We start from the raw sequence: 26,649 nt of genomic DNA, 5'->3' as shown, positions 1-26,649 counted from the left end.
AAGAGCAAACAACTTCTTATGTTTTCTTATTCAGTATTAATTGTGCCAGGTGTCTTACAAGTGAGAGAGAGCGATACAATCATGCTCATATGTATTGTCTACCAAATTAACTCCTAGGTATCACATGCTAATATTAAGATGTCTACTTTTCAAGATATAACAAAAAACCCGACCTCATATGAACTGCACCCCAATTGTTAGACACAACTAACATTTGGAGGTGCAGTTTTTTATGACCAGGTATAATACAGATGAAAAAATTCAAGCCGTTATACGTTATAAAAAGGGATCAGAGAGCTTGAAAACCATTGCGAAATCAATAGAGCTTCACCATTCTGCCTTTTCAAACTGGATTAGTCAGTATGAACATCATGGTGAAGAAGCTTTTAAAAAGGGCTATACATCATATCCCGCACAGTTTAAACTAGACGTACTTACTTATATGAAGCAATATGAGACGTCTGTTAGAGAAACGGCTGCGATATTTAATATTGCAAGCCATAGTACCATTTTAAGCTGGCAAAGAGGCTTAAAATCACATGGGATGGACGCTCTACAACCAAAGGGAAAGAGGCGTCCATCCATGAATAAAGAACCTAGTAAGCGAAAGACTCAAGTATTTGCAGAAGGGTCTGTGGAGGCATTACAAGCAGAGGTAGAGTATTCGAGAATGGAAAATGCATATTTAAAAAAGTTGAATGCCTTAGTTCAAAACAAGGGAAAATCACCAAACAAGACAAAGCTCAAGTAGTCTATGAACTAAGGTATGAATTTTCGGTGAAGGGACTTCTACAACTAGCAGGGGTCCCTCGTAGCACGTATTATTACGTGGTAAAGACGTTTGGCATGCCTGATAGAGATAAGGAGTTGAAAGACGCTATTCAAGCGATTTATGAGGAGCATGAGGGGCGTTATGGATATCGTCGCATTCGTGATGAGTTAGTGAATCGTAAGCACCATGTAAATCATAAAAAGGTACACCGTTTGATGAAGGTATTGGGATTAAAGTGCCTTGTGCGTATGAAGAAATATCGTTCATATAAAGGGACGATCGGTAAGATCGCAGCGAACATATTAGAACGCAAATTCCACGCTGAGAAGCCGAATGAAAAATGGGTTACGGACATCACAGAATTTAAGCTATTTGGAGAAAAACTTTACTTATCACCTGTTTTAGATTTATTTAACGGCGAGATTATCACGTATACAATTGCCTCTAGACCTACGTATTCCCTTGTTTCAGAGATGCTAGTAAAGGCTTTTGAACGATTATCCAAAGATGATACACTCCTAATGCATTCAGATCAGGGCTGGCACTACCAGATGAAGCCATACCGACATGCCCTTAAGGAACGTGGAATTACCCAGAGTATGTCTCGCAAAGGTAATTGTTACGATAATTCTGTGATGGAGAATTTCTTTGGTATTATGAAATCTGAACTACTCTATCTAAAGAAATTTGAGAGTGTCGAGCACTTTAAACAAGAGCTATCTAAATACATTGATTATTACAATCACAAGCGAATTAAAACAAAACTAAAAGGCATGAGTCCGGTACTGTACCGAACTCATGCCCAACAAGTTGCTTAATAATATAACCTGTCTAACTTTAGGGGGTCACTTCAATGCGGTCGGGTTTAATGATGGTGGAGGCGTGGCGTGGTAAATCCACAATTCGCCGCCGCGTGATGTTTAGGATGTTTGGGGAGGTAGCTTAACCTAAATCTCATCTTCCAATTCCAACTCCAGTTCAATTTCATTCTGAATTTGAACGTAATGGTTAACGTTGCTCCAACATTCTAAGAATAAACCCTGAATTTCGTCAACATCTTGTTCAAAATCACACCCTTCTGTCTGAAAACTAAGGCTGCCTGTACCCAAATCGTACTCCGTAACAAAAATAAGATCTCCAGATTTATGCAGACCGGAAATATGAAGTGATACAGCTAAGCTAATCTTAGCAGCAGTGGAATCCTCATCAACGAAAAGGGATGCTGATACGCCTATCTTGTTATCATTCTCTCGTTCGAAATATACTTCGTCTTCCCATTCATATTCCCATAAAAATTCAATAATCTCATCCAATAGGTTTTCGATCTCTCGCTTTACCCGACTAATCCTTACACAAAAGGTTTCAGTATCAACTTCTTTCAGACCTTCAAAATCGTAAAAAGGATACTTCCTTCCATCATTTTCAAACGCATGATAAGGTGCGAAAATAAGATCATCGTCCGGATGAATAATTATTTTAATTGGTATCAGTACAAGCTCGATATCTTCAGATACATCTTTTGTCTCAATTAATTTTGACATGTTTTCAATTAGTTCAATTGATTTGCGAGATAAAGTTTGTCCGAGCTTAATCCCATGCTTATACCTCTTCCTTGTTACAACTTTCTGCTCGACATCAAAGAGATCAGCAATCACACCATCAGTTATTACTTCGTCTATAAACATCTCTTGCAAGTCATCTGGAGGAAGAGTTTCGATGTCCAATATTTCGCCGTTTGCCTTCTTCATTACATAAGACCTGAAAACAGGTGTTTCACGCTCCATCAAGTATTTAAACCGGTCGAATACTAATTTATCCATAACATTCCTCCTAAACCTATTCGAAGCCTGTTATGCTCTCTTATAGCTTTAGATCGCATTAATACTCTTCGACTCGAATAACGCTACTACTAATAAGTGCTAACTCTAACTTTTCACGTTCCGTGGTTGTTAAGGTAGTTTTCATTCGATCATTTTGACCCGGATAGCCTAAGATACAATCAAATTGCTGTTTTACTTGTTCATTCTGAAAGATATATATACATTTATATCCTATAAGAAACGGAAAAGAATCTGATAATACCATTGGAAGCTGATCCCAATAATAAGATGCAGGACTGAATCCCCTTACTGGTTTTACTGCAATTGATGGAATAAGCCAATCTCTACCCACTTTTTTGGCTGTCCGTAATTTCCCACGGCGAATCCACTGACGAACCGTTATTTCCGTCACATTATTAATTGTAGCAAACTGTTCGACATTAACATAATCACATTTTACACTTAAAAGAGTAAATCCCTCTGTGAAAATCATAGATTCCATGCCATTCTCATCTATATCAAACTCTTCACAGAAATAAAGTCTAAGGTCTATTCCATCATTTATCCTCTCATAATCATAAAACCACCAATCATCAGTTAATTGTGGCAAACTACAATTATCAAGTGCATTTTGGAATCTTTCACACAAATCAATCAATTTGCTTCTGTAGGGCTCTGGATAATGTTCTTCAGGATCTAGTACATTTATTTCCATATAATTCTTAAAAGCTAATTGAACCTGTGCTTTATTGAAACAATGTGTATCCTTGAACAAGGCTAAATGTTCCTTCACAATACTACCCCCTAAATTGTATTACTTCAATACAATAATCGTATCGAAGTAATACAATTTAGTCAAGATTACATTTTTTATCAGATTTCCAGAGCCAAGAGTAGCTATTTAGAGATTGCATATAGCTATTAAGCAAAAGAACTCAGCACCAATCGTGATTGCAAAGCCGCCGAACTGATAGGAAATTGTACCATTCGCCGCCGCTACGGACAAGAAAGAACTAATTCGTCTCGGTAGCTAGACCATGTAGCACAAAAGGAGCCTGCCACCGTACTTCAGTGGCAAAGCTCCTTTTCGTTTTTGCGGATTTGTCATATGGAGGCGAGGGGAGTCGAACCTCTGTCCGAAAATATTGGCACATAAGCTTCTACAGGTGTAGTCACAGATTTAATGCATTCGATATAATTTCATCAAAACTTATTCAAATAATATACGTGCTTTAATTCCATTCTGCTCCAACAAATAGAGTAATCCTCCACCATCAATAAGTTCAATTGGCTTATCCTTCGAGAATTCATAAGCATCTGGGCCATAACTTTTAGTAGTGACCAAAATCCCCTTATTTGCCCCCTCGTTCAACATTGTTCCATATAAATCCCTAACTGCTGAAACACCTACTGTATTTTTGTAACGTTTAGCCTGGATAACTACTTTACCTCCAACAATTGGTCTTGTATCAAAAGCTACACAATCAACTCCGCCATCTTTTGAAGAGCGAGTCAATTTAGCATCCAATCCCATTCTTGAAAAAAGGTCAGTAACTAACTGCTCAAATTCATATGGATTTAAATCCATTAAATTTGGTATACCATTTAGTGATCCTAGCATATCTTCATGATCTACAAAACGCTTATCCACCATATTAAATTCAACTACAGGTTTAACAGCTTGTAGCTCTGCCGGTCGAGGTGACACTTGAGCCCCTAAATTTCGTAAACACACTGATTTTTCCACGCGACTTAGATCAAGTTCCTCGAACCTTTCTTTAGTAACACGAGTAGATATAAGGTATGGAGTAATATCTTTACCAGTAGCCGGATCCACTGAATTCACATAACCACTAAACACTACTAATTGTATTACCTTACCTTGATCTGCTTCAAACACCTCATGAATAGTTCGCAAAGTTAATCCTGCCACAATATCCGCATATATTTCTTTTATTTCTGGAATTTTCCTAGCCTTTTCATTTATCTCATCTTTTGTTTTTATGTACTTATATTCCGCTACTGCAGGTATAACCTCCTTATTTGGAAGTTCATAATCAATAACTAATTCTTTAGAATCAGGCAAATATGCTAATCGAAATATTTGGGGAAATTCATCCGGATATTCAGAACGTTCCAGCACCATAGTATTATAAGCAATTACAGCTTCGCTCTCCGCATTCTGATAGTCTTCCTCAAATTGATCGACTTCTAGATTTCGTTCTTTTATTTTCAGTTCATATCTAGATTTTTCTTCATCATATTCAGCCTTTAATTGATCTAAATAACTTACTCTTTTGTTTTCTTTGAGTTCATATTGTGCAAAGTCCAATTCATATTGTTGTTTAGCACTAATCAAAGCATTTTGGTGTTTTTTTTCTGAACCAGGAATTAACTTTGAGAAAAAACTAGGTTGCTGTATTCTACTAGTATAATCCACTAATTGGGGTTTGGCTAAGGGGATCGTAATTTCTTTAGCATTGAATTCTTTAAACTTCTCAGAAATTCTTAATGACGAAAATGAAATACAATCATCTATTTTCAAGGTATGTTCCAGTATACATTTTAACTCACCCATACGTTCGATAAGTTCAATATTTAAATCATCTGTTTCTTCCATTCTGCTTTCAATATAGTATATCTTTGCTTCCTTCTCAGCTTGAATTAATCCTCTTTGGTAATCTTTAGCTGCCTTAATCGATTCTCTTTCATTTCGCTTCCTCTCAGATTCACGTAGCCTGGCTTGTCTTGCATTTTCTCTTGCAATTGAAGCCATTAGCCCATTAAATCCACTTCTTCTTGCCAATTCGATCACTCCATTTACAATTTTAGAATTTTACAGTACATAAAACTTATTTCTGAACATTATTCGATGTGAATATTTACTACAACTTCATTTTATCCAATATTATACTTATACAACTCATATTTTACCATGAATTATTGTACAGTATGCAGTCTCAACTTAGCAGAGAAGGCCAATGCTCATCTGTCCCCTTGAGAATTATCTTAAGAATAAAAAATTGGTCTTATCTATATAACTAAAACTTTATAACAGAAGAGACACCTTGAGGGGTGTCTCTTCTGTTATAAAGTATGGAGGCGAGGGGAGTCGAACCCCTGTCCGAAAATATCGACACATAAGATTCTACGGGTGTAGTCACAGATTTGATGTCACCCGAGTATCGCCCTGTAACCGGCTATACGTTGGGTCAGCCTGATTATCTTCTTCAGCTCACCCCAGGCGGAGATGAGACAGCGTATTCCACTATTTGTTAGCCCCTAATCTAGTCACATGGACGATGCTAGGTAGGAGCACGCTAACAGGTTATTAAGCTGCTAATGCGTAGTTGTTTTGTGTTTTGCCATTTAATAGGCTTTAGCGTTGATAAAGCGGACGCGTCCCCACTACCCGCTACCCATGCTCAAACTATCCCCGTCGAATCCATAAACGCCCCCTTAATATAAAGGGCTTCTAGGATAGAGTCTTGAGTAGTCAAGACATGATGCTCTATAAGGTATCCTTTTCCTCCACGAAAAAGGATCACTAGAAGGTAACTCTTCACAAAGTCTAAAGACCTCGTATAACTTAGTATATCACAAATGAATCCATCTATGATACTAACTTCTAGGAAACCAAGGTTAGGTTTGCCAATTGGTACTTATCTTGCGATCTTCTGCTTTTCACGCAACACACGTTGAATGTCTCGTTGTGCATCCCGCTTAGCTGCTGTCTCACGCTTGTCGTATTGTTTCTTACCTCTACCTAGACCTAGGAGAAGCTTGGCATAACCATTACGAATATAGATCTTCAGTGGAACAATCGTGTACCCCTCTTGCTTCGATAGGCCAATCAACTTCTTGATTTGCATCTTATGCATGAGCAGCTTACGTGTTCTAGTTGGATCTATTGGATTGCTACGGTTCCCTTGTTCGAACGGGCTAATATGCATGTTATGAATCTGAATCTCGCCGTTACGAATCGTCGCGAACGCATCTCCAATATTACTTCTGCCATTGCGTAGTGATTTAATTTCTGTACCGGTTAAGACCATACCGGCTTCATACGTTTCTTCTATGAAATAATCATGGGGGGCTTTCTTGTTCTGGGCCAAGACTTTCCCGTCACTATTATTCTTACCCATGTCCTCACCCCTTAAACCATTAGAATCAATAGATCTCTGGCAACATCCCCAGTGTATCAACAAGGGTGCCAGAAATCTATTGTATCAACTGTATCTTCCAAAATCAAGATGAGACAAGCCCATTCAGGCTATAACACCCTATCTAGATTCACTCAGATACAGAGTCATTTCCCTCGTTGCGAACTTCTGGCTCTTGCCGTTTAGTCGACGGTTTACCTGGTGTCGCATCTTTACTCATAAAGATACCGCCTCCACCTTTAGGTTTACGTTGTTTACTACCTGTTGCCGGACTAGCTTGCGTTGCTGGCGTTGATGACTCACTCGGTGCTGAACTTCCATAGCCACCCTTACCTGAGCCAAAGGCGAAGCCTGGTCCACGTGTGGATTGTAACGCATCATAACGTCCAGCAGGCGCTCCTGCTCCACGATCCCGCTTACGACCACCTTCTTTGTTTCCTTTACCCTTAAATCCACCTTTTTTAGCTTTATCTTGAGGAGCTTTGCTCTCGGGCTTCTTACCTTCGATACTTGTGGTTATAGGTGCTTTGTTATCAACCGTTCCATTACTAGTACTGTTATTCATTGATTTCTTCTTACCTCCGCTACTTGCACCAGGCACTTTCACGCCTCCGCTGTTTGATCCAAATACTTTACTTCCGCCTGTCGCTTTACCCTTACCACCAGCAGCTTTACCGTTACGTGTTCCCACTTTACTTCCGCGTCCAGAATCTTTGTTCATTCCACCGCTCGAGCCTGCAGGTCGACCCCCACGTCTATCACGCCCATCTTCATTACGCTTCTTCATATCCATTAATTCGAAGTCAATCGTATGGTCATCCATGTTCACACGTGCAACACGTATCTTCAACTCATCTCCAATACGGAATATCTTGGAGCTACGTTCACCGATTAACGACATCGCTTGTTCATTGAAATGGTAGTAGTCATCTGTCAACGCGCTGAGACGAATCAGTCCTTCAACCGAATTCTCCAGTTCAATGAACATCCCGAAGTTCGTTACACTACTAATCATGCCATCGAATTCTTCGCCGACTTTGTCCAACATATATTCAGCTTTCTTGAGGTCATCTGTATCTCTCTCCGCGTCCACAGCAACACGCTCACGTTCGGAAGACTGTTGAGCTACATCTGGCATACGAACGGCTAAATATTCCTCACGTTTCTTTGACAATACACCCTTATTCGCAATCACTTCACGAATGACGCGGTGTATAGCAAGGTCAGGATATCGACGAATAGGCGAAGTGAAATGAGAATAATAGTCTGCTGCTAATCCGAAATGGCCTGATGTCTCCGCAGCGTATTTAGCTTGCTTCATCGAGCGTAGCATCATCGTACTGATTACCGTCTGCTCCTTCGTACCCTGAATGTCGGTAAGAAGTCCTTGAAGTGCGCGCGGATGAATGGCATTCCCACGACCTTTGACATGGTATCCGAAGTTCTCTGCAAAAGCTAAGAAGTTCTGTAGCTTCTCTTGGTCTGGGTTCTCATGAATACGATAGATGAAGGGAACCTTCAACCAATAGAAATGCTCGGCTACCGCTTCATTCGCAGCAAGCATGAACTCTTCGATCATTTGCTCTGCAATGGACCGTTCTCTTTTGACGATATCGATGGCTTTACCATTCTCATTCACAATCACTTTAGACTCGACGAAGTCGAAATCCACTGCTCCTCTACGCATCCGGTTATCACGCAACTGTAGAGCAAGCTGCTTCATTAGACGGAAATGTGGAACTAGCTCACTGTATTGTGCCATGACTTCTGGATCTTCATCTTCAACAATCTTACGTACATTCGTATATGTCATACGTTCAGTCGTACGAATCACGCTCGTAAAAATATCATGATTCACAACTTTCATGTCTTCATTAAATTCCATTTCGCATGACAGGGTTAGCCTGTCCACTTGTGGGTTAAGACTACATATCCCATTGGATAGACGAGGAGGTAGCATAGGAATCACACGATCCACTAAATACACACTACATCCACGAGCATATGCTTCTTTATCCAATTCAGATCCTTCGCGCACATAGTAGCCTACATCAGCAATATGAACACCTAACAGATAATTGCCATTGGGTAAAAGTTCAACATGAACTGCGTCATCTAAGTCTTTTGCATCTTCGCCATCAATGGTTACAATCGTCTTATTACGTAGATCTCTACGACCTTGCTCCATAATCTCTTGTTCGGTAATGGCATCTGGTGCATTCTCTGCCTCTGCCATCACTTCATCGGTGAATGCTTCTGGCAGCTGATGTTTACGGATAATAGATATAATATCTACGCCGGGATCATCCTTAGCTCCTAACACTTCCGCCACTTCACCTTCTGCAGCTGAGCGCCCTTCAGGATAATTCACAATCTTTACGACTACTTTCTCCCCGTCCACAGCACCATTAAATGCATCCTTTGGTATGAAAATATCGCGATTAATTCGCTTATCATCAGGTAATACGAAGGCGTAAGAACCATTGGTCTGGAACACACCTACAACTTGTGTCACGGCGCGTTTAACAATACGCACGACTTCACCTTCAAGCTTACCTCCAGCGGCACTCTTCGAAGTGACTCGTATAAGAACAATATCGCCATTCATAGCCCCTTTGAGGTCATTGGCGTTAATATATACATCTACATGATCCCGGTCATCAGGAATGAGAAAGGCAAAGCCTTTGGCATGTGCCTGTAATCTTCCACGGATCAGATCCATGCGCTCAGGTACGCCGTAACGGTTCGTGCGTGTTAATAGTACTTTCCCCTCATTTTCAAGAGAAGTTAGCAATTTCACGAACATTTTGAAATCTTCCGCTTTATCGATATGAAAGTGCTCTTCCAATTCTTGATAAGTCATAGGTTTATATGCGGTCTCCCGCATGAAATTAAGAATTTCTTCTTCTGTTATCATTATAATCACCTCAGATGACTTGCACTTTGCGACTGCAAGCTTCTTATGTATCCTTTGCTTCGTATTATTTATTTACTATTTCTGCCTCAATATACTCATACCCTAGTATACACGAATTCAATCCTAAACATCCCTTGAATCATTCAAAAATACATGTCTTACAGCAAATTAACATCAAAAAACCCTCTCTCCACATAGAGTATGTAAGAGCGAGGGTTTCGTAAATAATATAGTTATTTAATAGCGACAGCTACAGCGATAGCCAGTATAAAGAATCCAATAGCCATGGCAATCGTTACACGTTCAAGAACTAGGTCCATTCCGCGAGCTTTCGTTTTACCAAAAAGATGTTCTGCTCCGCCGGAGATGGCGCCGGAAAGACCTGCACTTTTCCCCTTTTGCAAAAGAACCACCGCAATCAAACCAATGGAGAAAACAGCTAGTAATACTTGTAAAAAGATTTCCATTCATTCCACCTCCTAAGCGTGTTAAACACTCTTATATATTCCAATTCAATTCCCATATCTACATACAGAAAACAGCATTCTTATTGTAGCACATGTAACCTATATTTGACAAGATTGTTATGTCACATCTTATGAACAGAAAAGCCAGCTTGGGTAAGCCCAAGCTGGCCTTATCTCTATATGATATTATTTCTTCAAGTTGTAGAAAGATTTCATACCACTGTATTGTGCTAAATCGCCCAATTGATCTTCAATGCGAAGCAATTGATTGTATTTAGCAATACGGTCTGTACGAGAAGGAGCACCTGTCTTAATCTGACCCGCATTTGTTGCAACAGCGATATCAGCGATTGTGCTGTCTTCTGATTCACCAGAACGGTGAGAGATAACAGCTGTGTAACCAGCACGCTTAGCCATTTCAATCGCGTCAAATGTTTCTGTTAACGTACCGATTTGGTTAACTTTGATCAAGATAGAGTTACCAATACCTTCTTCAATACCTCTTCCAAGACGCTCTGTGTTCGTTACGAACAAGTCATCTCCAACCAATTGGATTCTGTTACCCAATTTCTCACTAAGCATTTTCCAACCTTCCCAGTCATCTTCAGAACATCCATCTTCAATTGTAATGATTGGATATTTATCAGCCCATGATACAAGTAGGTCAACGAATTCTTCTGAAGTGAAGGATTTGTTCTCACCAGCAAGATGATACTTACCATCTTTATAGAACTCAGTAGAAGCTACGTCCATTCCTAGGAATACATCAACACCTGGTTTGTAACCAGCTTTTTCAATAGCTTCGATAATTGTTGACAAAGCTTCTTCGTTAGAAGTGAAGTTAGGTGCGAATCCACCTTCATCACCTACAGCCGTATTCAAGCCCTTTGATTGTAGAACAGCTTTTAGACTATGGAAGATTTCAGCACCTGTACGAAGCGCTTCTTTAAATGTAGGAGCTCCTACTGGCAATACCATGAACTCTTGAACGTCAACGTTGTTATCAGCATGCTCTCCACCGTTTACAATGTTCATCATTGGTACTGGCAATTGCTTCGCATTGAATCCACCAAGGTATACATACAATGGTACATCTAGCGCTTCAGCAGCAGCACGTGCTACAGCCATAGATACAGCTAGAATAGCATTTGCACCCAATTTAGCTTTGTTAGGTGTTCCGTCTAGCTTGATCATCAATTGATCGATTCCCAATTGATCCAAAGCGTCCATTCCGATCACTTCTGGGGAAATCACTTCATTCACGTTCTTCACTGCTTGTAATACACCTTTACCTAAGTAACGTGATTTGTCACCGTCACGTAGTTCAACTGCTTCGTGAGCACCTGTGGATGCACCAGAAGGTACGATCGCACGGCCTAGAGCGCCTGATTCTAAGTAAACTTCAACCTCAACTGTTGGGTTACCGCGTGAGTCAAGGACTTCGCGTGCGTATACATCTGTAATAATAGTCATGTTATTTTCTCCTTTTATTGTACCTATTTTGTGTGAATCCATGTATAAATTACTTACGTCTAGCAATCATAGATTGTCCAGTCATTTCAGCAGGTTGTGGCAATTGCATTAGGTCTAGAATCGTTGGCGCCACATCTGCCAGTATACCACCATCACGCAATATAACATCAGAAGCCGTCAATATAAACGGAACTGGATTCGTTGTATGTGCAGTAAATGGACGGCCTAGCTCATCAAATACCATGTCAGCATTTCCGTGATCAGCAATAATGATAGCTACCCCGCCTTTAGCAATGACAGCATCTACAACTCTACCCATACATTCGTCAGTCACTTCAACTGCCTTAATCGTTGGCTCAAGCATTCCAGAGTGTCCTACCATATCAGGGTTAGCGAAATTGAGAATAATGGCATCGTGATTCTCCGCTTCTATTTCTTTCACACAAGCGTCAGCTACTTCGTACGCACTCATTTCCGGTTGTAAGTCATACGTAGCTACTTTTGGTGAGTTAATTAGAATACGGGTCTCGCCAGGCAGTTCCACATCACGTCCACCACTGAAAAAGAAGGTAACGTGAGGGTATTTCTCCGTCTCCGCAATACGAAGTTGCTTCTTGTTGTTCTGTACGAGCACTTCTCCAAGTGTATTATCCAAGTCTCTTGGTTCGTATGCAACGAAGCCTCCGACAGTCTCAGCGAACAGCGTCATACATACGAAGTGAAGATTCTGAGGGAACAACGGTCCACGATCGAAACTCCGGAAATCCAAGTTAGTGAACACTTGAGACAATTGAATCGCACGGTCTGGACGGAAGTTCAAGAATACAACCGAGTCGTTACTCTTCAACGTACACAAAGGTTCACCCTGTTCATCCACCATAACGGTTGGTTCAACGAATTCATCGAAGAGTGACTTCTCATACGATTCCGCTACAGCTTGAAGGGCATTCGTGTATTTAGGTCCCTCACCATACACGATAGCACGATATGATTTCTCAACACGTTCCCAGCGTTTATCACGGTCCATCGCATAATAACGTCCTTGTACTGTTGCAATAGTTCCTATTCCCAGTTCTGCAATCTTAGCATTCAATTGTGCAATGAATAGTATGCCGGAATCTGGAGCAACATCGCGGCCATCTAGGAATGCATGGATATAGACATCATCCAATCCTTCTCTTTTGGCTAATTCTAGCATGGCGAACACGTGCTCAATATGGCTGTGCACGCCTCCATCCGATAGAAGTCCGTACAAATGTAATTTCGTATTATTGTCCTTAGCATGACGAACTGCCTCGAGCATTGTAGGATTAGTGAAGAATTCCCCTTCACGAATCGATTTAGATATGCGGGTCAGGTTCTGATAGACAACACGGCCTGCACCAATATTAAGATGACCAACCTCCGAGTTGCCCATTTGTCCTGGAGGCAATCCAACTTCTTCACCACAAGCGATCAGTGTGGAATTCGGATATTGACTCATCAAACGGTCATAGTTCGGCTTCTTGGCTTGCGCAACAGCATTGCCTTCTGCTGTATTACGCAATCCGAATCCATCCATAATAATTAAGGCTACTGGTCTTGGTGCTGGCATGTTACTTCGCCCCCTGAACAAGTTGAACATAAGAAGTAGGTTGTAAGCTTGCACCACCGACTAATGCACCATCAATATCACTTTGGCCCATGTATTCAACAACATTCTCAGGTTTTACGCTACCGCCATATTGAATACGTACAGCATTGGATACGCTCTCTCCATATAACCCTTTCACAAGTTCACGGATATATGAGATTACTTCATTCGCATCTTGTGCTGTTGAAGATTTACCTGTTCCAATAGCCCAGATTGGTTCATATGCAATAACGACTTGCGCTGCTTGCTCCGCAGTTAAGCCTTTCAATGCACCTTCTGTTTGCACTTTACATACTTGTTTGGTCTGATCTGCTTCGCGTTCTTCCAACTTCTCACCGACACATACGATTGGAGTAATGCCATGTTTGAAAGCAGCAAATACCTTCTTGTTGACAATATCCTCTGTCTCTGCGAAATAAGCACGACGCTCTGAGTGTCCAATAATGACATAATGAACGCCTAGATCTTTCAACATTACACCACTGATTTCACCAGTGTAAGCTCCATCATCTTCAAAATGTAGGTTCTGTGCTCCAATTTTAATTGAAGTGCCTTTGACTGCCTCCATCAATGCTGGAAGGTTAGTAAACGGCGCGCAGATCACGCTTTCCACACCCGCTACTTCTGCTTTGCCTTTGATTTCTTCAATAAACGCCGTAGCTTCTGGAACAGTTTTGAACATCTTCCAGTTACCTGCGATAATAGGTGTTCTCATACAATTCACTCCTTATTATTCCCTTGTACATCTGCTAATAGCCGAATGACATGGAATTATTTATCGTTCAATGCCTCAACACCTGGAAGTTTCTTACCTTCCATGAACTCAAGTGAAGCTCCGCCACCCGTTGAGATATGGTTCATTTGATCAGCAAGTTGGAATTTCTCAGCTGCAGCAGCAGAATCTCCACCACCGATAATGGTATAGGCATCCGTGTCCGCACAAGCTTGTGCAACTTCAAGTGTACCCCCAGCAAATGGTTCCATTTCGAATACACCCATAGGTCCATTCCATACAACCAATTTAGAGTTTTTAATGATATCAGCATAGATTGCACGCGTCTTAGGACCGATATCTACACCTTCCCAACCTACAGGAATACCATCTACATCTACCGTATCAATATTTGCATCCGCACTGAAATCATCTGCGATCACAATATCAACAGGAAGTACGAAGTTCTTGCCTAGTTTTTTAGCTTTCTCAATAAACTCTAGTGCCGTATCAAGCTTGTCATTATCGCATAAAGATAGCCCAATCTCATGACCTTGCGCTTTAAAGAACGTGTACGCTAGTCCACCACCGATAAGCACGTTATCTGCAAGATTAAGCAAGTTATTGATCACGTCGATTTTATCCTTTACCTTAGATCCTCCGATGATCGCAGTAAAAGGACGCTCAGGTGTGGAGAACGCCTTACCCAACACGGACAATTCCTTTTCCATCAGAAGTCCGGAAACAGCTGGTAGATAATGAGCGATACCTTCCGTCGATGCATGGGCACGATGTGCTGCACCAAAAGCATCATTTACAAATAAGTCTGCAAGTTCTGCAAATTGCTTAGCAAGCTCTGCATCGTTCTTCTCTTCGCCTGGGTAGAATCTTACGTTCTCAAGTAGCAATACATCCCCATTAGACATATCAGCAATCTGAGATTTAACGGTCTCTCCAACAGACTCATTGGCTTTAATTACTTTCTTACCAAGCAACTCAGACAGACGCTCTGCAGCAGGTGTCAGACGCAATTTCTCGACTACTTCACCATTAGGACGTCCCATATGACTCGCTAGGATAACCTTAGCTCCACCTTCTACCAAATATTTAATCGTTGGTAGCGTTTCACGAATACGGGTATCATCAGTAATCTTTCCATCTTCCATCGGTACATTGAAATCAACACGAACAAATACACGCAACCCATTTATTTCTACATCGCGGACACTCTTCTTATTCATCAGTACGTTCCCCCACACCTATAGATTTTAAAAGTTTGGTTTCTATGGAATATCACTTATATAATTTTAGAAAGAGCGGAAACATTAAATCTCGTTTCCGCTCTTTAGATGTTAATGAGCCTTGTTAATGATTACTTACTCAATTTAGCGAAATACTCCAACGTACGGATAAGTTGAGCTGTGTATGACATTTCATTGTCATACCAAGCAACGGTCTTAACTAATTGTTGGTCGCCAACTGTCATTACTTTTGTTTGAGTAGCATCAAACAAAGATCCGAAAGTCATACCTTTAATGTCAGAAGAAACGATTTCGTCTTCTGTGTATCCATAAGAATCAGCATCAGAAGCTGCTTTCATAGCTGCGTTAACTTCATCCACAGTTACCTTTTTATCAAGAACAGTAATCAATTCAGTTAATGAACCAGTTGCAACTGGAACACGTTGAGCTGCACCATCCAATTTACCTTTAAGTTCAGGAATAACTAGGCCGATTGCTTTAGCAGCACCCGTTGTGTTAGGGATAATGTTCTCAGCAGCAGCACGAGCACGACGGAAATCTCCTTTAGCGTGTGGAGCATCCAATGTGTTCTGGTCACCTGTGTAAGCATGGATCGTAGTCATCAAACCAGTTACAATACCGAACTGATCTTGTAATGTCTTAGCCATTGGTGCAAGGCAGTTTGTTGTACATGAAGCACCAGAGATAACTGTCTCCGTACCATCCAAAATTTCATGGTTAACGTTGTATACGATTGTCTTCACATCGCCTGTTGCTGGAGCAGAGATAACGACCTTCTTAGCGCCGCCCTTCAAGTGCTTCTCAGCTGCTTCTTGAGACACGAAGAATCCAGTACATTCTAGAACGATATCAACTCCAAGATCGCCCCATGGCAATTCTTCAGGGTTACGGTTAGCTAGAACTTTAACTTCTTTACCGTTTACTTTGAAGAATCCGTCATGTACTTCAACGTCTCCGTCAAAACGTCCTTGTGTTGTATCATATTTCAATAGATGAGCTAACATTTTAGCATCCGTTAAGTCATTAATAGCAACTACTTCGATTCCTTCCACAGCTTGAATACGGCGAAATGCAAGGCGACCAATACGTCCAAATCCATTAATACCAACTTTTACAGTCATTGAATAGTTCCTCCCAGAGTTTCATTTTATTTATTCAAGAAAGGCTATTAACCTCTCATGACAACAATATAGTAAAATTTCCTTATATGCCAATTTCCCTTATCATTCAGCAAAAAGATGTTCATCCATCTCCTTCTCAATCTGCAAGGCAGCTGCTTCATCCGTGACCAGAATATCTTCCTGACCAAACCGTAGGACAGCATGTATGGCACTAGCTTTAGTCTTCCCACCAGCAATTCCGATGACAATTTCAGTATTCATAATATCTTCCAGTCGAAGACCCAAGGTCATCATCTTGTGAACCATAGCGCCTTCTTTATTGAAGTAATAGCCAAAAGATTCAGCAATCGCACCTTCATCTTGGATGCCTTCTATTGTATCAAGATCCAATCTTCTACGACGTGTCATTTCAAGGGCATCACCAATACCATGCACTATAATTCTAGACTGTCTGATTATCTGAACAATTTCCTGAATCGTAACGTCTTGAACAAGCGATTGATAAGCATCATCACTAAGTAGATCTGGTATATGCAAAAGCCGGTATTGCGCTCCTACTTTTTTGGCCATTGTGGACGCTATCGTGTTCGCTTGGAACTCAACGCTCTCACCTAAGCCTCCTCGTGCGGGCACGAACCAGGTTCCCTTCAAGTTCACAGCGGGATGTTGTGTTAATTGGTCAGCAACAACTGCAAGTGTAGAACCACCCGTTACTGCGATGATGTCTTCATTACCCATGACGCTCAATAGAGCCTTCGCTCCTGCACGCCCTAGTTCTCTCTTCGCGACCAGTGACGACTCGCAATCACCAGGTACAATCACTACTTTGCGCAACCCATACGCTAGACGGATCTTATCTTCCAAGTCGCTCAGTCCAAACAGATTCTTAACGATAGGCTCAAGTGAATTAAGTAGTGTTCTACCTGAATCACTTATCTTCATACCCATGGTCTCGATCTCAATAAGCCCTTGTGACTTCAAAAGATCCGTTTCGGATCGCAAGACACGTTCCGTCATATGAAGTGACGCGGCTAGCGTTCTGCGACCGACGATATCAAACAATAAAATTCGGTGAAGAATAGTGTACCTTAACTTGAGAGTCTCCATGAGATCAGGCAGAAGCTGCTTTTGTATTTCTAATAAATTACGCATGCTGTCCACCTCTGCTACATTCTCAATGGTCTTAAAATGTCCCGGGTTAACTTTTTAAGTCCCACTACCATTCTAACCAATATTTACTCATGTTGCAAGTGTCCATTGAGTATAATTTACATCACGCTCATTTCCTATACATAAAGGCTTGTCCTTAGACGAGTCAATTCATGGATGATTTGAAATAGACTACTTATCATAGGTTAGATTCTAAGCAATCCTTGCTATTCCCATTGATATATCATATAATCATTTTTGCTATTGCTTATGCGCCCGTGGTCAAATGGATATGACGTAGGCCTCCGAAGCCTGAGATCGAGGTTCAATTCCTCGCGGGCGCGCCATATATTTCTATAGTAGCATCAATATAGTATTACCCAACACAGAATGAGGCCAATCATGGCTATTTTTTTTGCCAATAGTTTGACTTTCCCTGACTTTATGATTTAAAATGTTTATGAAGTGGTAAATACGGCAATCGTATTTATAATGAACATCTAATTTAGCTAGTATAAGGGAGGCTTTTACAAATGGGTTATATTCCTATGGTCGTTGAGCAAAGTAGCCGCGGCGAACGTTCGTATGACATCTATTCCAGATTATTGAAGGATCGCATCATTTTCTTAGGTTCTGAAGTGAATGACATGGTTGCTAATTCCATTATTGCACAAATGTTATTTCTAGCTGCAGAAGATCCAGAGAAGGATATTTCATTATATGTAAACAGCCCTGGCGGATCAATCACAGCCGGAATGGCGATATTTGATACGATGCAATACATTAAACCAGATGTATCCACTATCTGTGTAGGTATGGCAGCCTCTATGGGTGCATTTTTATTGACTGCAGGTACAATTGGCAAACGTTACGCATTACCTAATAGTGAGATTATGATCCATCAACCACTAGGTGGGGCGCAAGGGCAAGCAACGGATATCGAGATTCGTGCCCGTCGTATCCTTAAGTTACGCGATAAATTGAATCGTATTCTAGCCGAGCGTAGCGGACAGCCACTAGAGCGCATTGAGAAAGATACCGATCGTGATTACTTCATGAGCGCAAGTGATGCTCTAACGTACGGTCTGATTGATAAGGTTCTAGAACGTCCATTAACGACGTAAGCACGGAACATGATATATGAATGAAGAAGCGGCTACCCCAGTTCAACCTGGAGTGGCCGCTTCTTCATGATCCGTTATGTTATTTAAACATCTTCATACCTTCAGATAGTAGTGTGTGATATGGAATCACGAATGTTGGAATACCTGACGCATACGCCGTGTATTCATATTGCTGAAAGAATACAGCAACCCCATCCGGCTTCAGATAATAATTGACATCATTCGTCAATCCCTTGAACTCTCCGAAATAGAAGTCATTTTTTTGAAATCCTTCAAGAATCACCTTATTTAGCTTCACTTTATAATCTGGGCTCTTCCCTACGAGTAACTCATCCAATGATCTTACCTTTCCATCCTCAAGTGAGAACGTTAATCCTATGCGAACTGTACCGCCATGCGCTCCACCTGTGTAACTATATTGATCAATGACCAGACTCAATAACCCGTTCTCATGATAAGACACGATATAATTCTGAAGGAATTGATACGTTCGCTCAACAGCGTTATCTCTCGTAGCTATCTGTTTGTTCGATGCTTCTACAAATTCATTTGTAAGCTTCTCCAATGTTGAATTGATCGATTTTTCCACCTTAGGATCTTTAAGACGACTGATCAGTGGATATCGAGCAATAATGGAAGCATCATTCGTGTTTGCATCTTGTTTCTTCGTAGTAATGGATGTGTCCTCTTCAACTCTAGGTGTGATATTCAAGGATTTAAGTGAAGAATTCCATACACCTTGGTATCCTAGATAATCACTTATTAATCGAAATGGGACATATAATCTTCCTTCGATATTCTTCACTTCATATTCATTTACATAAAAATTATTGATATTAGTGTTTGCACCATACTGCGAGATATCCATATTTAATTGTCTATATCCACTGCCTACGCTATATGTTCTAGTACCCGCATTATAATGTAACGGTAATCCCATGACATCTCTTAGTACTGTTACAGGAATAAGTGTATTACCGTTATAGATCACACCCTTTTGAGTGAGTGTGGTGCCTTTCCATTTCAGAATCACAGTGGGTTGTTTCACCGCATCTTTAATATTACTAGCTTCAACAACACTTGCTTGTCCCGTATATTGACCACTCGTCAGTAGAACTCCTGCAACCAATGCTGCAGCGCCCCATCTCATCGCTGTATTCATTTCACTGTTCCCTCCAAATGATTCGTAATCGTCGCTCATATTCAACCTACATCCATATTATACCGACATCACGAATTTCCTTGGTAACACCTAGGTAACATTTGGATGACAACTGCGTAACAGTGTTACATCATATTTTTTCATGATAACCTTTATCTCCATTTGATAATCAATACAGCAAAAAGGCAGCTCGGCGCTAAGTACTTAGCACTGAACTGCCTCTTGCTTTCATTTCTACATATCACCGTATTCAGAACATGATTATCGACCGCTCTTCAGCTCAGTCCAATATCGATCATACACTTGTAGCGTATCACTGACATCACTCAGCCATTCCGTACGATTGAGTTCATCTTCGGACAGATTGATCATCGTATTATTACGATACGTCTCGGAATGGAATTCCATCGCTTTGGCATTAGGATCACTATAACCAATCGTTTCATAGTTCTTCGCACTCACTTGTGGATCAAGCATATAATTTATAAATTTCTCAGCAAGCGTCTTGTTCTTCGCGCCTAGTGGTATAGCATAGTTGTCCGAGAAGATTGTCGCACCTTCCTTAGGCACAACATAAGCGATATCCGGATTATCGTTCACAATAAACGCTGCATCTCCAGACCATACGGTGCTAATCCAACCCTCTTCTTGGATCATCTTTTGTTTGATTGTATCCGTATCGAATGCCAGCACACTTGGTAACAAGTTCTTCAGATCATCTACAGCTGATTTAATCTGCGTTGCATCCGTTGAACTGTTAGAGAATCCTTGCTTCTTAAGTGCCATCCCGATCATTTCACGGTTATCATCTAAGAGCAATACCTTACCCTTGTAACTCGGATTCCACAGATCTTCCCAACTATCGATAGAATCTTTAATATACTTTGTATTATATGCAATTCCAGTTACACCGGAAGTATAGACAATGGAATATTGATTACCAGGATCGTATGTGGGATTCTTGAACGTATCCGCAATGTTATCGATATTAGGAATATTGTTCTTATCCAATGGTTCGAGCAATTTATTCTTAATCATCGTCTCGACCATATAATCTGATGGCTGTATGAGGTCATACCCACCACCACCAGCTTTTATTTTCGCTAAAAGATCTTCGTTATTCGCATAAATATCATACGTGATACTTACATTGAACTCTTTCTCGAAATCAGATAATACAGACTCATCAAAGTTATCTGCCCAACTGTAAATATGCAACTTCTCCTTAGAAGAACATCCACTCAATAAAGACAATACCATAACACCCGCTATAAGCAGGCTCATCAATCCAGTTCTTTTCACAGTAACATATCTCCTCTCTTTCACTTAGCTCGTTAGTTGTATTTCGCAGACCTGTCTTATTCATACTTCACTTAATTAAAAAGGTAGCATTTTATGCTTCTTTTGCCCTTTGCCACGGTTCATGACGTATTGGGCTAACAATATCAAAGCGATGCTAACCACAATAAGTAGCGTACAGAGTGCATTAATCTCTGGTGAGATGCCTCGTTTCACTTGCCCATAGATGTAAATGGGTAACGTCGTTGAGCTTGGTCCAGCCACAAAGAAACTTATCATAAAGTCATCTAGAGATAATGTAAATGCAATCAATGCCCCTGAGATGACACCTGGCGTGATCTGCGGCATGGTCACATAACGGAATGTCTCCCAGTACGTCGCACCTAAGTCATGAGCCGCCTCCTCCAATTGTCTACCCATTCCTGCAAATCTTGCACTTACCATGACATATACATACGACACACTAAATGTAATGTGAGCAATCATAACCGTCGACTTCCCTAGTGGTATCTGAAGTTGGCTGAATAACACCAAAAGCGATAATCCCATAATAATGTCCGGAATGATGATCGGCATGTATAGCAAACCGTTTACAGGTGCCTTCCATCGTTTACCTAGATCACGCAAGGACAAAGCGGCAAACGTTCCTAGTATTGTAGATAGAATTGTAGATACCAAAGCAATCATAAGACTGTTGATCAGTGCTTCCATGACATGGCGATCCTTAAAAAGTGAGAGATACCAATCCAAGGTAAATCCCTTCCAATCCCCACTAAGTTTCGTATTATTGAATGAATATACGATCACTAGAAGGATGGGAACATATATGAAGATCATCATTATCGTAGAATGAATACCTAAGAGGCGATGCCCTTTCTTGTTCATACGTCTCTCTCCTTCACAACATCGCTACGCGACTTCATCACCGTATTAAACAATAGGATTAATACAAGGGACGTTAGGACAAAGATGACCGAGAGGGCCGAACCAAATGGCCAATTACGCGCCCCAAGGAATTGCGACTGAATAATGTTACTAATCATCGATGATTTGGATCCACCTAATATATCCGTCACAACAAACATTCCCGCTGTAGACACAAATACAAGTACAGAACCTGTCATGATTCCTGTTTTACTTTGAGGTAATGTAATATGCCAGAATGCGTTCCAACGACTAGCCCCTAGGTCACTTGCAGCATCAAGCAAACGTCTATCAATCTGTTCGATCGCCACATATAACGGAAGGACCATAAAAGGAATGAAGTTGTATACCATACCAAGCAATACAGCACCCTTGGTATACAGCATTTGCAGTGGTTCATCAATCCATCCCCAATGCATCAAGACACTATTCACGACACCTTGTGTACGAAGAAGTAGTACCCAAGCGTAGGTACGAATAAGAAAGTTAATCCAGAACGGTATTGTGATCAGGATCAGTCCCCAGTTCTGCATTCGTGGTGAGCTATTTGCTATATGATAAGCTAGCGGATAGCTAACAAGCAGACATATCAATGCCGTCAAAGCAGATAATACAATCGTATCCCAGTATATTCCCAAGTAGAGCGAATCCCAAAAAGTCTTATACCCTTCCCAACTAAAGCGATAAACAACGTTACCAAGTGTATCTCGTTGCATGAATGACATGGCTATAACGATGAGCATGGGTACGACTAGAAATATACCTAACCACATCAATACGGGCGTAAGGAACCACTTCGATTTATTCATGGCTAGATCACCACCTCATCTTTAGGGTTCCAATTCACCCCAATCTGCTGATCCACTTGCCACGATTCCTCATCTGATAAATCTAGCGCAATGGTTACGCTCATCGGTGTCAATGTATCCTCTTGATGAAGTTCAACGATAAGCTTATGTACATTGCCCATATACAGAACGTCCTTAATAACACCCGTCTTCATTGCCGTATTTAAGTTGCGATGTGGTCTCAGTTTCTCAGGTCTCACAGCAAATAAACCTTCAGATGATGTGAAAATATTATTCTCACCGATAAAGGTCGCTGCGAAGAGCGTTCTTGGCGAATCATACACTTCTTTAGGTGAACCAATCTGCTCTATCCGTCCATTATTCATAATCACAATCCGGTCCGACATCATCATGGCCTCTTCTTGGTCATGTGTAACGTATACAAAGGTAATGCCCAACGTCCGTTGCAGATGCTTTAACTCTGTTTGTAGATTTTTGCGCAACTGTAAATCAAGCGCACCTAGTGGTTCATCAAGAAGCAGTACTTTGGGCTTGTTGACGATAGCTCTAGCGATAGCTACCCGTTGTTGTTGACCTCCGGACAGTTGATGAGGGTATCTTGCAGTTAGAGCCGTTAGCTGTGTCATATGAACAGCCTCCGCAATTCTCTCCTTCTGCTCATCTTTGGGTACCTTCTTCATCTTCAGTCCAAAGGCGATATTCTCTTCAACTGTCATATGCGGAAATAATGCATAATGTTGAAACACCAAATTGAGGTCTCTGGCGTTCGGGGGATCATCCGTTACATTCTTACCTGCAAGAATAATTTCACCTTTAGAAGGTTGTACGAATCCAGCAATCATTCGTAATATCGTTGTCTTTCCACACCCACTAGGACCAAGTAGAGTCAGGAACTCTCCCTCTTGTATGTTCAGAGATAATGGATGCACTACGGCTTGTCCTTCGAATTCCTTCTCTATATCAATAAGTTCAATCATAATAAACACCAGCCCCTTTTCTCAACGATTAGAATACTACCATTTCAAATACATATCCTCTAACACTTCTAATAAGCCATATCATATGTATGGCTTATTTATATTCGAACTATTCATTTAGTGATATAAGAAGTAACGAGTTATTTATTCTGGACCAATTTAGCATATTCAATATAACGTGTTTTACTCTAAGGTACAACCACTTTATATAAAATACTATAATTTCAACTCTTAACCGTCACGATTTAGTGATGATTCCTTGCCCAGGCTCCATTTGAATTATAAAAGTCGCCATTCATCGACATTTGCATGCCCGTGAATGGCGACTTTACCGAACATACATTACTCATTGCGGCTGTTACTTCATCTCATATTGCACACTAAGTTGCGTAGACACTTTGATTTCTCCAGCTTCAATCGTTGTTGAATTATTTGAATCCATATCTGCCTTCGCCATCAAAGACTCATTCTGAGCGTACACGACTGGATTATCGACATTCCCTTGACTGACGACAAGCACTACGCCTAACTGACGATTAGCAGCCTTCGCAATGGCACCAGCCTTTAGCGTTGCATTAGCCATAGCTTTATCGATCACTTGTGTCTCGAATTGGTCACGGTTCTCGATGGAGAAACGAATATTCTCCACATTATTCGCACCCGCAGTAGAAGCAGCATCTAGCAACTCTCCTACTTTTGTAAGATCTCGATAGGTTACTTCGATCGTGTGACTTGCATTATAACCCTTAACCTTTTGTCCTTCTTTTTCCGTATAGACGTAATTAGGTTGAACATTAAATTGGGTGCTCTTAATATCTTTATCAGCAATCTTCCATGTGTTCTTCAGTACATCATTTAGCTTCTTCATCTTTGTGGCATTCGCCTTCTGTGCAGCCTGAGCCGTATCCACTTGCGATGTAACCCCAATGGATAAATATGCGATATCCGGTGTTACTGATATTTCCCCTTTGCCAACTACATTAATGATATTACGTTGCACCTCCGCCGCCGAGACCTCAGATGGGTTCGCTAGCGTATTACCAATGCTAGATACGCCCACAATAAATGCACCTGCTACCAATACCAGACCCGTTCTCTTTACCCATTTCATCATTTCGGTTCCCCCTAAAAGCTTTACGAAGTAAAGCTACTTCGTAAGCATAGTCTGAGCTTTACGAAGTAAAGCTTACTTCGTAAGCATAGTCTGAGCTTTACGAAGTGAATTAGCTCCGTAAGCATAGATTGTTGAACTTTATGAAGGGTTGATTGCTATCCTATGCACGCGCTTTCCTTCATTTACATTCTAGACGTAAGTCGTTGGTAAATGTTGCACACATCAGATCATTTTTTTGTAATTATTCACACTTTTTTTATTCAGCGATCCTTTTGAGATTATCTTCCGCTTCTTTCATACTATCCATACTTAAGCGATTACTCTCAAGTAAAGATTGTAATGTTGCTGCTAACTCTTGTAGTGTGGCAGAAGTCTCTTCATTAACAGCAGCTAGGTGATTCGTAGAATCTCCTACTGTTGCAGAGAAATGAGTTACTTCTTGCATCATATTTCGGTACTCCTCTGATACTTGTAACAGTCCACCTATAGAGGATTTAATCGATTCAAAAGACACTGCCGTATCTCGAGTGAGGTTGCTACTTACTTCCATCCGCTGCGCTACCGAGTTCATTCTTTGAAGTGTCTCATTTGTCTGCTCAGCAAATCCATCTAGTTGTGACGTAATTTTCTCCGCAGAACCTGAAGTAAGCTCTGATAATTTACGTATCTCCATAGCGACAACCGCAAAACCTCTACCATACTCACCAGCCCGGGCAGCTTCAATACTAGCATTTAGGGAGAGTAGGTTGGTCTGATTAGCAATTTCTCGTATGGTCTGGCTAAATTGTGAGGTCTCATTGACACGCAACGTAAGCTCTTGAATATCCGCGGCCATTGCATCGATCTCATCTTTAAACTCAATAATTTCAGTACTTAACGTCTCTACCTTTTCTTTACCTTCCTCTGACAGATAATTTGTCTCATTGGTCTGAGTAAGTAATGTCTCTGTGGAATTGGTCATTTCTTGGATCATCCCACCCATTTTTTGAACAGAATCATTAATAGATAGGGTTGTATCGACCTGAGCGACAGCACCACTTGTTATTTCATGAAAGGCGACGTTCATTTGTTGGAATGAGGAGGTATTATCCTCCATGGACTGTGTAATATTGACCATATGTCTTGTTATGACAGCGATATTCTCTAATATTTGTTCCTTTTGTACACGTTGTTCATCAAGTAACTCTTCCGATTGCTTACGCGCAGTCTCTATATTTAACATCAATGATTTGGATACACGTAACAATAGCATAACTACAATATACACAATGACATAACTACCAATGATACCTGCACTCACATCTCCGGTCTGGATCTGCTCCACATTGCCAAGAGCTAGGTAACACGTTAGTCCTAATCCTACTAACAACGTCAGGTGCGTAAGTAGCACTTTCATTGTAATTAAAGATAATACAACAAGATAATATACCGTCGTAATCCCCGTCATCGTTGGGTTATTAATAATGTCAATGCTAACCGTCAATAACATTCCTATGATTCCCACGTAAGATATCTGATGAATATATTTCCCTTTAAAATGAAGCATTGTCATCAATGTCACCGACATGATATTAATTAGAATGCATAGGTTTCCAATGGATACGACATCCGAAGTCGACCACTTCGCTAAGCCTAATACGGTAGAAATAGCAATGGCTATAATAAGAATAATATTACGTCCAATCACGTCGCGATCGGGAGCGTCAAGAAGTTTGTGTAAATGAAAATATACCTCTCTTGTAAAAGTTGGC

General features: G+C 40.8%; 21 protein-coding genes, 1 tRNA gene and 1 other RNA gene. 3 read left to right on the top strand and 20 right to left on the bottom strand.

Annotation, left to right across the window (positions count from 1 at the left end; all coding sequences use genetic code 11):
• Window positions 1–232 precede the first annotated feature (232 nt).
• A protein-coding gene (locus tag ACH8E3_RS05515) for an IS3 family transposase (protein ID WP_458631617.1) occupies window positions 233–1,590 on the top strand; the annotation gives its coding sequence in 2 pieces (ribosomal slippage) (window positions 233–686 and window positions 686–1,590; 1,359 coding nt in all).
• Between the two features lie 129 nt (window positions 1,591–1,719).
• Here the strand turns inward: ACH8E3_RS05515 and ACH8E3_RS05510 are convergent.
• The 13 genes from ACH8E3_RS05510 to ACH8E3_RS05450 all read right to left on the bottom strand — a co-directional run bounded on the left by ACH8E3_RS05510 (window position 1,720) and on the right by ACH8E3_RS05450 (window position 17,492).
• Window positions 1,720–2,592: a hypothetical protein gene (locus ACH8E3_RS05510; RefSeq protein WP_458631616.1), complete on the bottom strand. Its 873-nt coding sequence runs from the start codon at window positions 2,590–2,592 to the stop codon at window positions 1,720–1,722.
• A 58-nt stretch (window positions 2,593–2,650) separates the two neighbouring features.
• On the bottom strand, window positions 2,651–3,385 hold the full coding sequence (locus tag ACH8E3_RS05505; RefSeq protein ID WP_458631615.1) for a helix-turn-helix domain-containing protein: 735 nt from the start codon (window positions 3,383–3,385) through the stop codon (window positions 2,651–2,653).
• A 417-nt stretch (window positions 3,386–3,802) separates the two neighbouring features.
• On the bottom strand, window positions 3,803–5,398 hold the full coding sequence (locus ACH8E3_RS05500; RefSeq protein ID WP_458631614.1) for a restriction endonuclease: 1,596 nt from the start codon (window positions 5,396–5,398) through the stop codon (window positions 3,803–3,805).
• Between the two features lie 288 nt (window positions 5,399–5,686).
• Window positions 5,687–6,051, bottom strand: a transfer-messenger RNA (tmRNA) gene (ssrA, locus tag ACH8E3_RS05495).
• A 203-nt stretch (window positions 6,052–6,254) separates the two neighbouring features.
• A complete protein-coding gene (gene smpB / locus ACH8E3_RS05490) occupies window positions 6,255–6,737 on the bottom strand; it encodes an SsrA-binding protein SmpB (RefSeq protein WP_458631613.1) in 483 nt (160 codons plus the stop codon).
• Between the two features lie 148 nt (window positions 6,738–6,885).
• Window positions 6,886–9,672, bottom strand: coding sequence for a ribonuclease R (gene rnr / locus ACH8E3_RS05485; RefSeq protein WP_458631612.1), 2,787 nt, complete (start codon window positions 9,670–9,672; stop codon window positions 6,886–6,888).
• 233 nt (window positions 9,673–9,905) lie between these two features.
• Entirely contained in the window at window positions 9,906–10,139 is a 234-nt protein-coding gene (gene secG, locus ACH8E3_RS05480) for a preprotein translocase subunit SecG (protein ID WP_458631611.1), read from the bottom strand.
• Window positions 10,140–10,325: 186 nt separating this feature from the next.
• Window positions 10,326–11,612, bottom strand: a complete 1,287-nt coding sequence (gene eno / locus ACH8E3_RS05475) for a phosphopyruvate hydratase (RefSeq protein WP_458631610.1) — start codon at window positions 11,610–11,612, stop codon at window positions 10,326–10,328.
• 49 nt (window positions 11,613–11,661) lie between these two features.
• On the bottom strand, window positions 11,662–13,206 hold the full coding sequence (gene gpmI, locus ACH8E3_RS05470) for a 2,3-bisphosphoglycerate-independent phosphoglycerate mutase (protein ID WP_458631609.1): 1,545 nt from the start codon (window positions 13,204–13,206) through the stop codon (window positions 11,662–11,664).
• Between the two features lies 1 nt (window position 13,207).
• Window positions 13,208–13,960, bottom strand: a complete 753-nt coding sequence (tpiA, locus tag ACH8E3_RS05465; protein WP_458631608.1) for a triose-phosphate isomerase — start codon at window positions 13,958–13,960, stop codon at window positions 13,208–13,210.
• A gap of 56 nt (window positions 13,961–14,016) precedes the next feature.
• Entirely contained in the window at window positions 14,017–15,198 is a 1,182-nt protein-coding gene (locus ACH8E3_RS05460) for a phosphoglycerate kinase (RefSeq protein WP_458631607.1), read from the bottom strand.
• A gap of 131 nt (window positions 15,199–15,329) precedes the next feature.
• The gene (gap, locus tag ACH8E3_RS05455) at window positions 15,330–16,340 is read right to left on the bottom strand and encodes a type I glyceraldehyde-3-phosphate dehydrogenase (RefSeq protein WP_458631606.1); all 1,011 of its coding nucleotides are present in this window, start codon (window positions 16,338–16,340) and stop codon (window positions 15,330–15,332) included.
• Window positions 16,341–16,442: 102 nt separating this feature from the next.
• A complete protein-coding gene (locus ACH8E3_RS05450; RefSeq protein ID WP_458631605.1) occupies window positions 16,443–17,492 on the bottom strand; it encodes a sugar-binding transcriptional regulator in 1,050 nt (349 codons plus the stop codon).
• Window positions 17,493–17,761: 269 nt separating this feature from the next.
• Here ACH8E3_RS05450 and ACH8E3_RS05445 point away from each other — a divergent pair.
• Window positions 17,762–17,836, top strand: a tRNA-Arg gene (locus tag ACH8E3_RS05445).
• Between the two features lie 186 nt (window positions 17,837–18,022).
• Window positions 18,023–18,613 carry an ATP-dependent Clp endopeptidase proteolytic subunit ClpP gene (gene clpP / locus ACH8E3_RS05440; protein ID WP_458631604.1) on the top strand — a complete coding sequence of 197 codons (591 nt, stop codon included), beginning with the start codon at window positions 18,023–18,025 and terminating at the stop codon, window positions 18,611–18,613.
• A 79-nt stretch (window positions 18,614–18,692) separates the two neighbouring features.
• Here clpP and ACH8E3_RS05435 read toward each other — a convergent pair whose 3' ends face one another.
• The 7 genes from ACH8E3_RS05435 to ACH8E3_RS05405 form a co-directional block, all read right to left on the bottom strand.
• Window positions 18,693–19,814 (bottom strand): PdaC/SigV domain-containing protein, encoded by a 1,122-nt coding sequence (locus tag ACH8E3_RS05435; protein WP_458631603.1) that lies wholly within the window; start codon window positions 19,812–19,814, stop codon window positions 18,693–18,695.
• Between the two features lie 222 nt (window positions 19,815–20,036).
• Window positions 20,037–21,059, bottom strand: coding sequence for a polyamine ABC transporter substrate-binding protein (locus ACH8E3_RS05430; RefSeq protein WP_458631729.1), 1,023 nt, complete (start codon window positions 21,057–21,059; stop codon window positions 20,037–20,039).
• A 93-nt stretch (window positions 21,060–21,152) separates the two neighbouring features.
• The gene (locus ACH8E3_RS05425; RefSeq protein WP_458631602.1) at window positions 21,153–21,959 is read right to left on the bottom strand and encodes an ABC transporter permease; all 807 of its coding nucleotides are present in this window, start codon (window positions 21,957–21,959) and stop codon (window positions 21,153–21,155) included.
• Complete coding sequence (locus tag ACH8E3_RS05420; RefSeq protein WP_458631601.1) at window positions 21,956–22,807, bottom strand: ABC transporter permease; 852 nt, start codon at window positions 22,805–22,807, stop codon at window positions 21,956–21,958. Before ACH8E3_RS05420 ends, ACH8E3_RS05425 begins: the two co-directional genes overlap by 4 nt.
• Window positions 22,808–22,809: 2 nt before the next feature.
• On the bottom strand, window positions 22,810–23,784 hold the full coding sequence (locus ACH8E3_RS05415; protein WP_458631600.1) for an ABC transporter ATP-binding protein: 975 nt from the start codon (window positions 23,782–23,784) through the stop codon (window positions 22,810–22,812).
• Window positions 23,785–24,142: 358 nt separating this feature from the next.
• A complete protein-coding gene (locus ACH8E3_RS05410; RefSeq protein WP_458631599.1) occupies window positions 24,143–24,898 on the bottom strand; it encodes an SIMPL domain-containing protein in 756 nt (251 codons plus the stop codon).
• A 256-nt stretch (window positions 24,899–25,154) separates the two neighbouring features.
• Window positions 25,155–26,649, bottom strand: a 1,495-nt coding sequence (locus ACH8E3_RS05405) for a methyl-accepting chemotaxis protein (RefSeq protein WP_458631598.1), incomplete at its 5' end; no start/stop codon positions are given.

Source organism: Paenibacillus sp. CMAA1364 (genome assembly GCF_054373195.1).
This window is presented reverse-complemented; position numbering and strand designations above follow the sequence as displayed.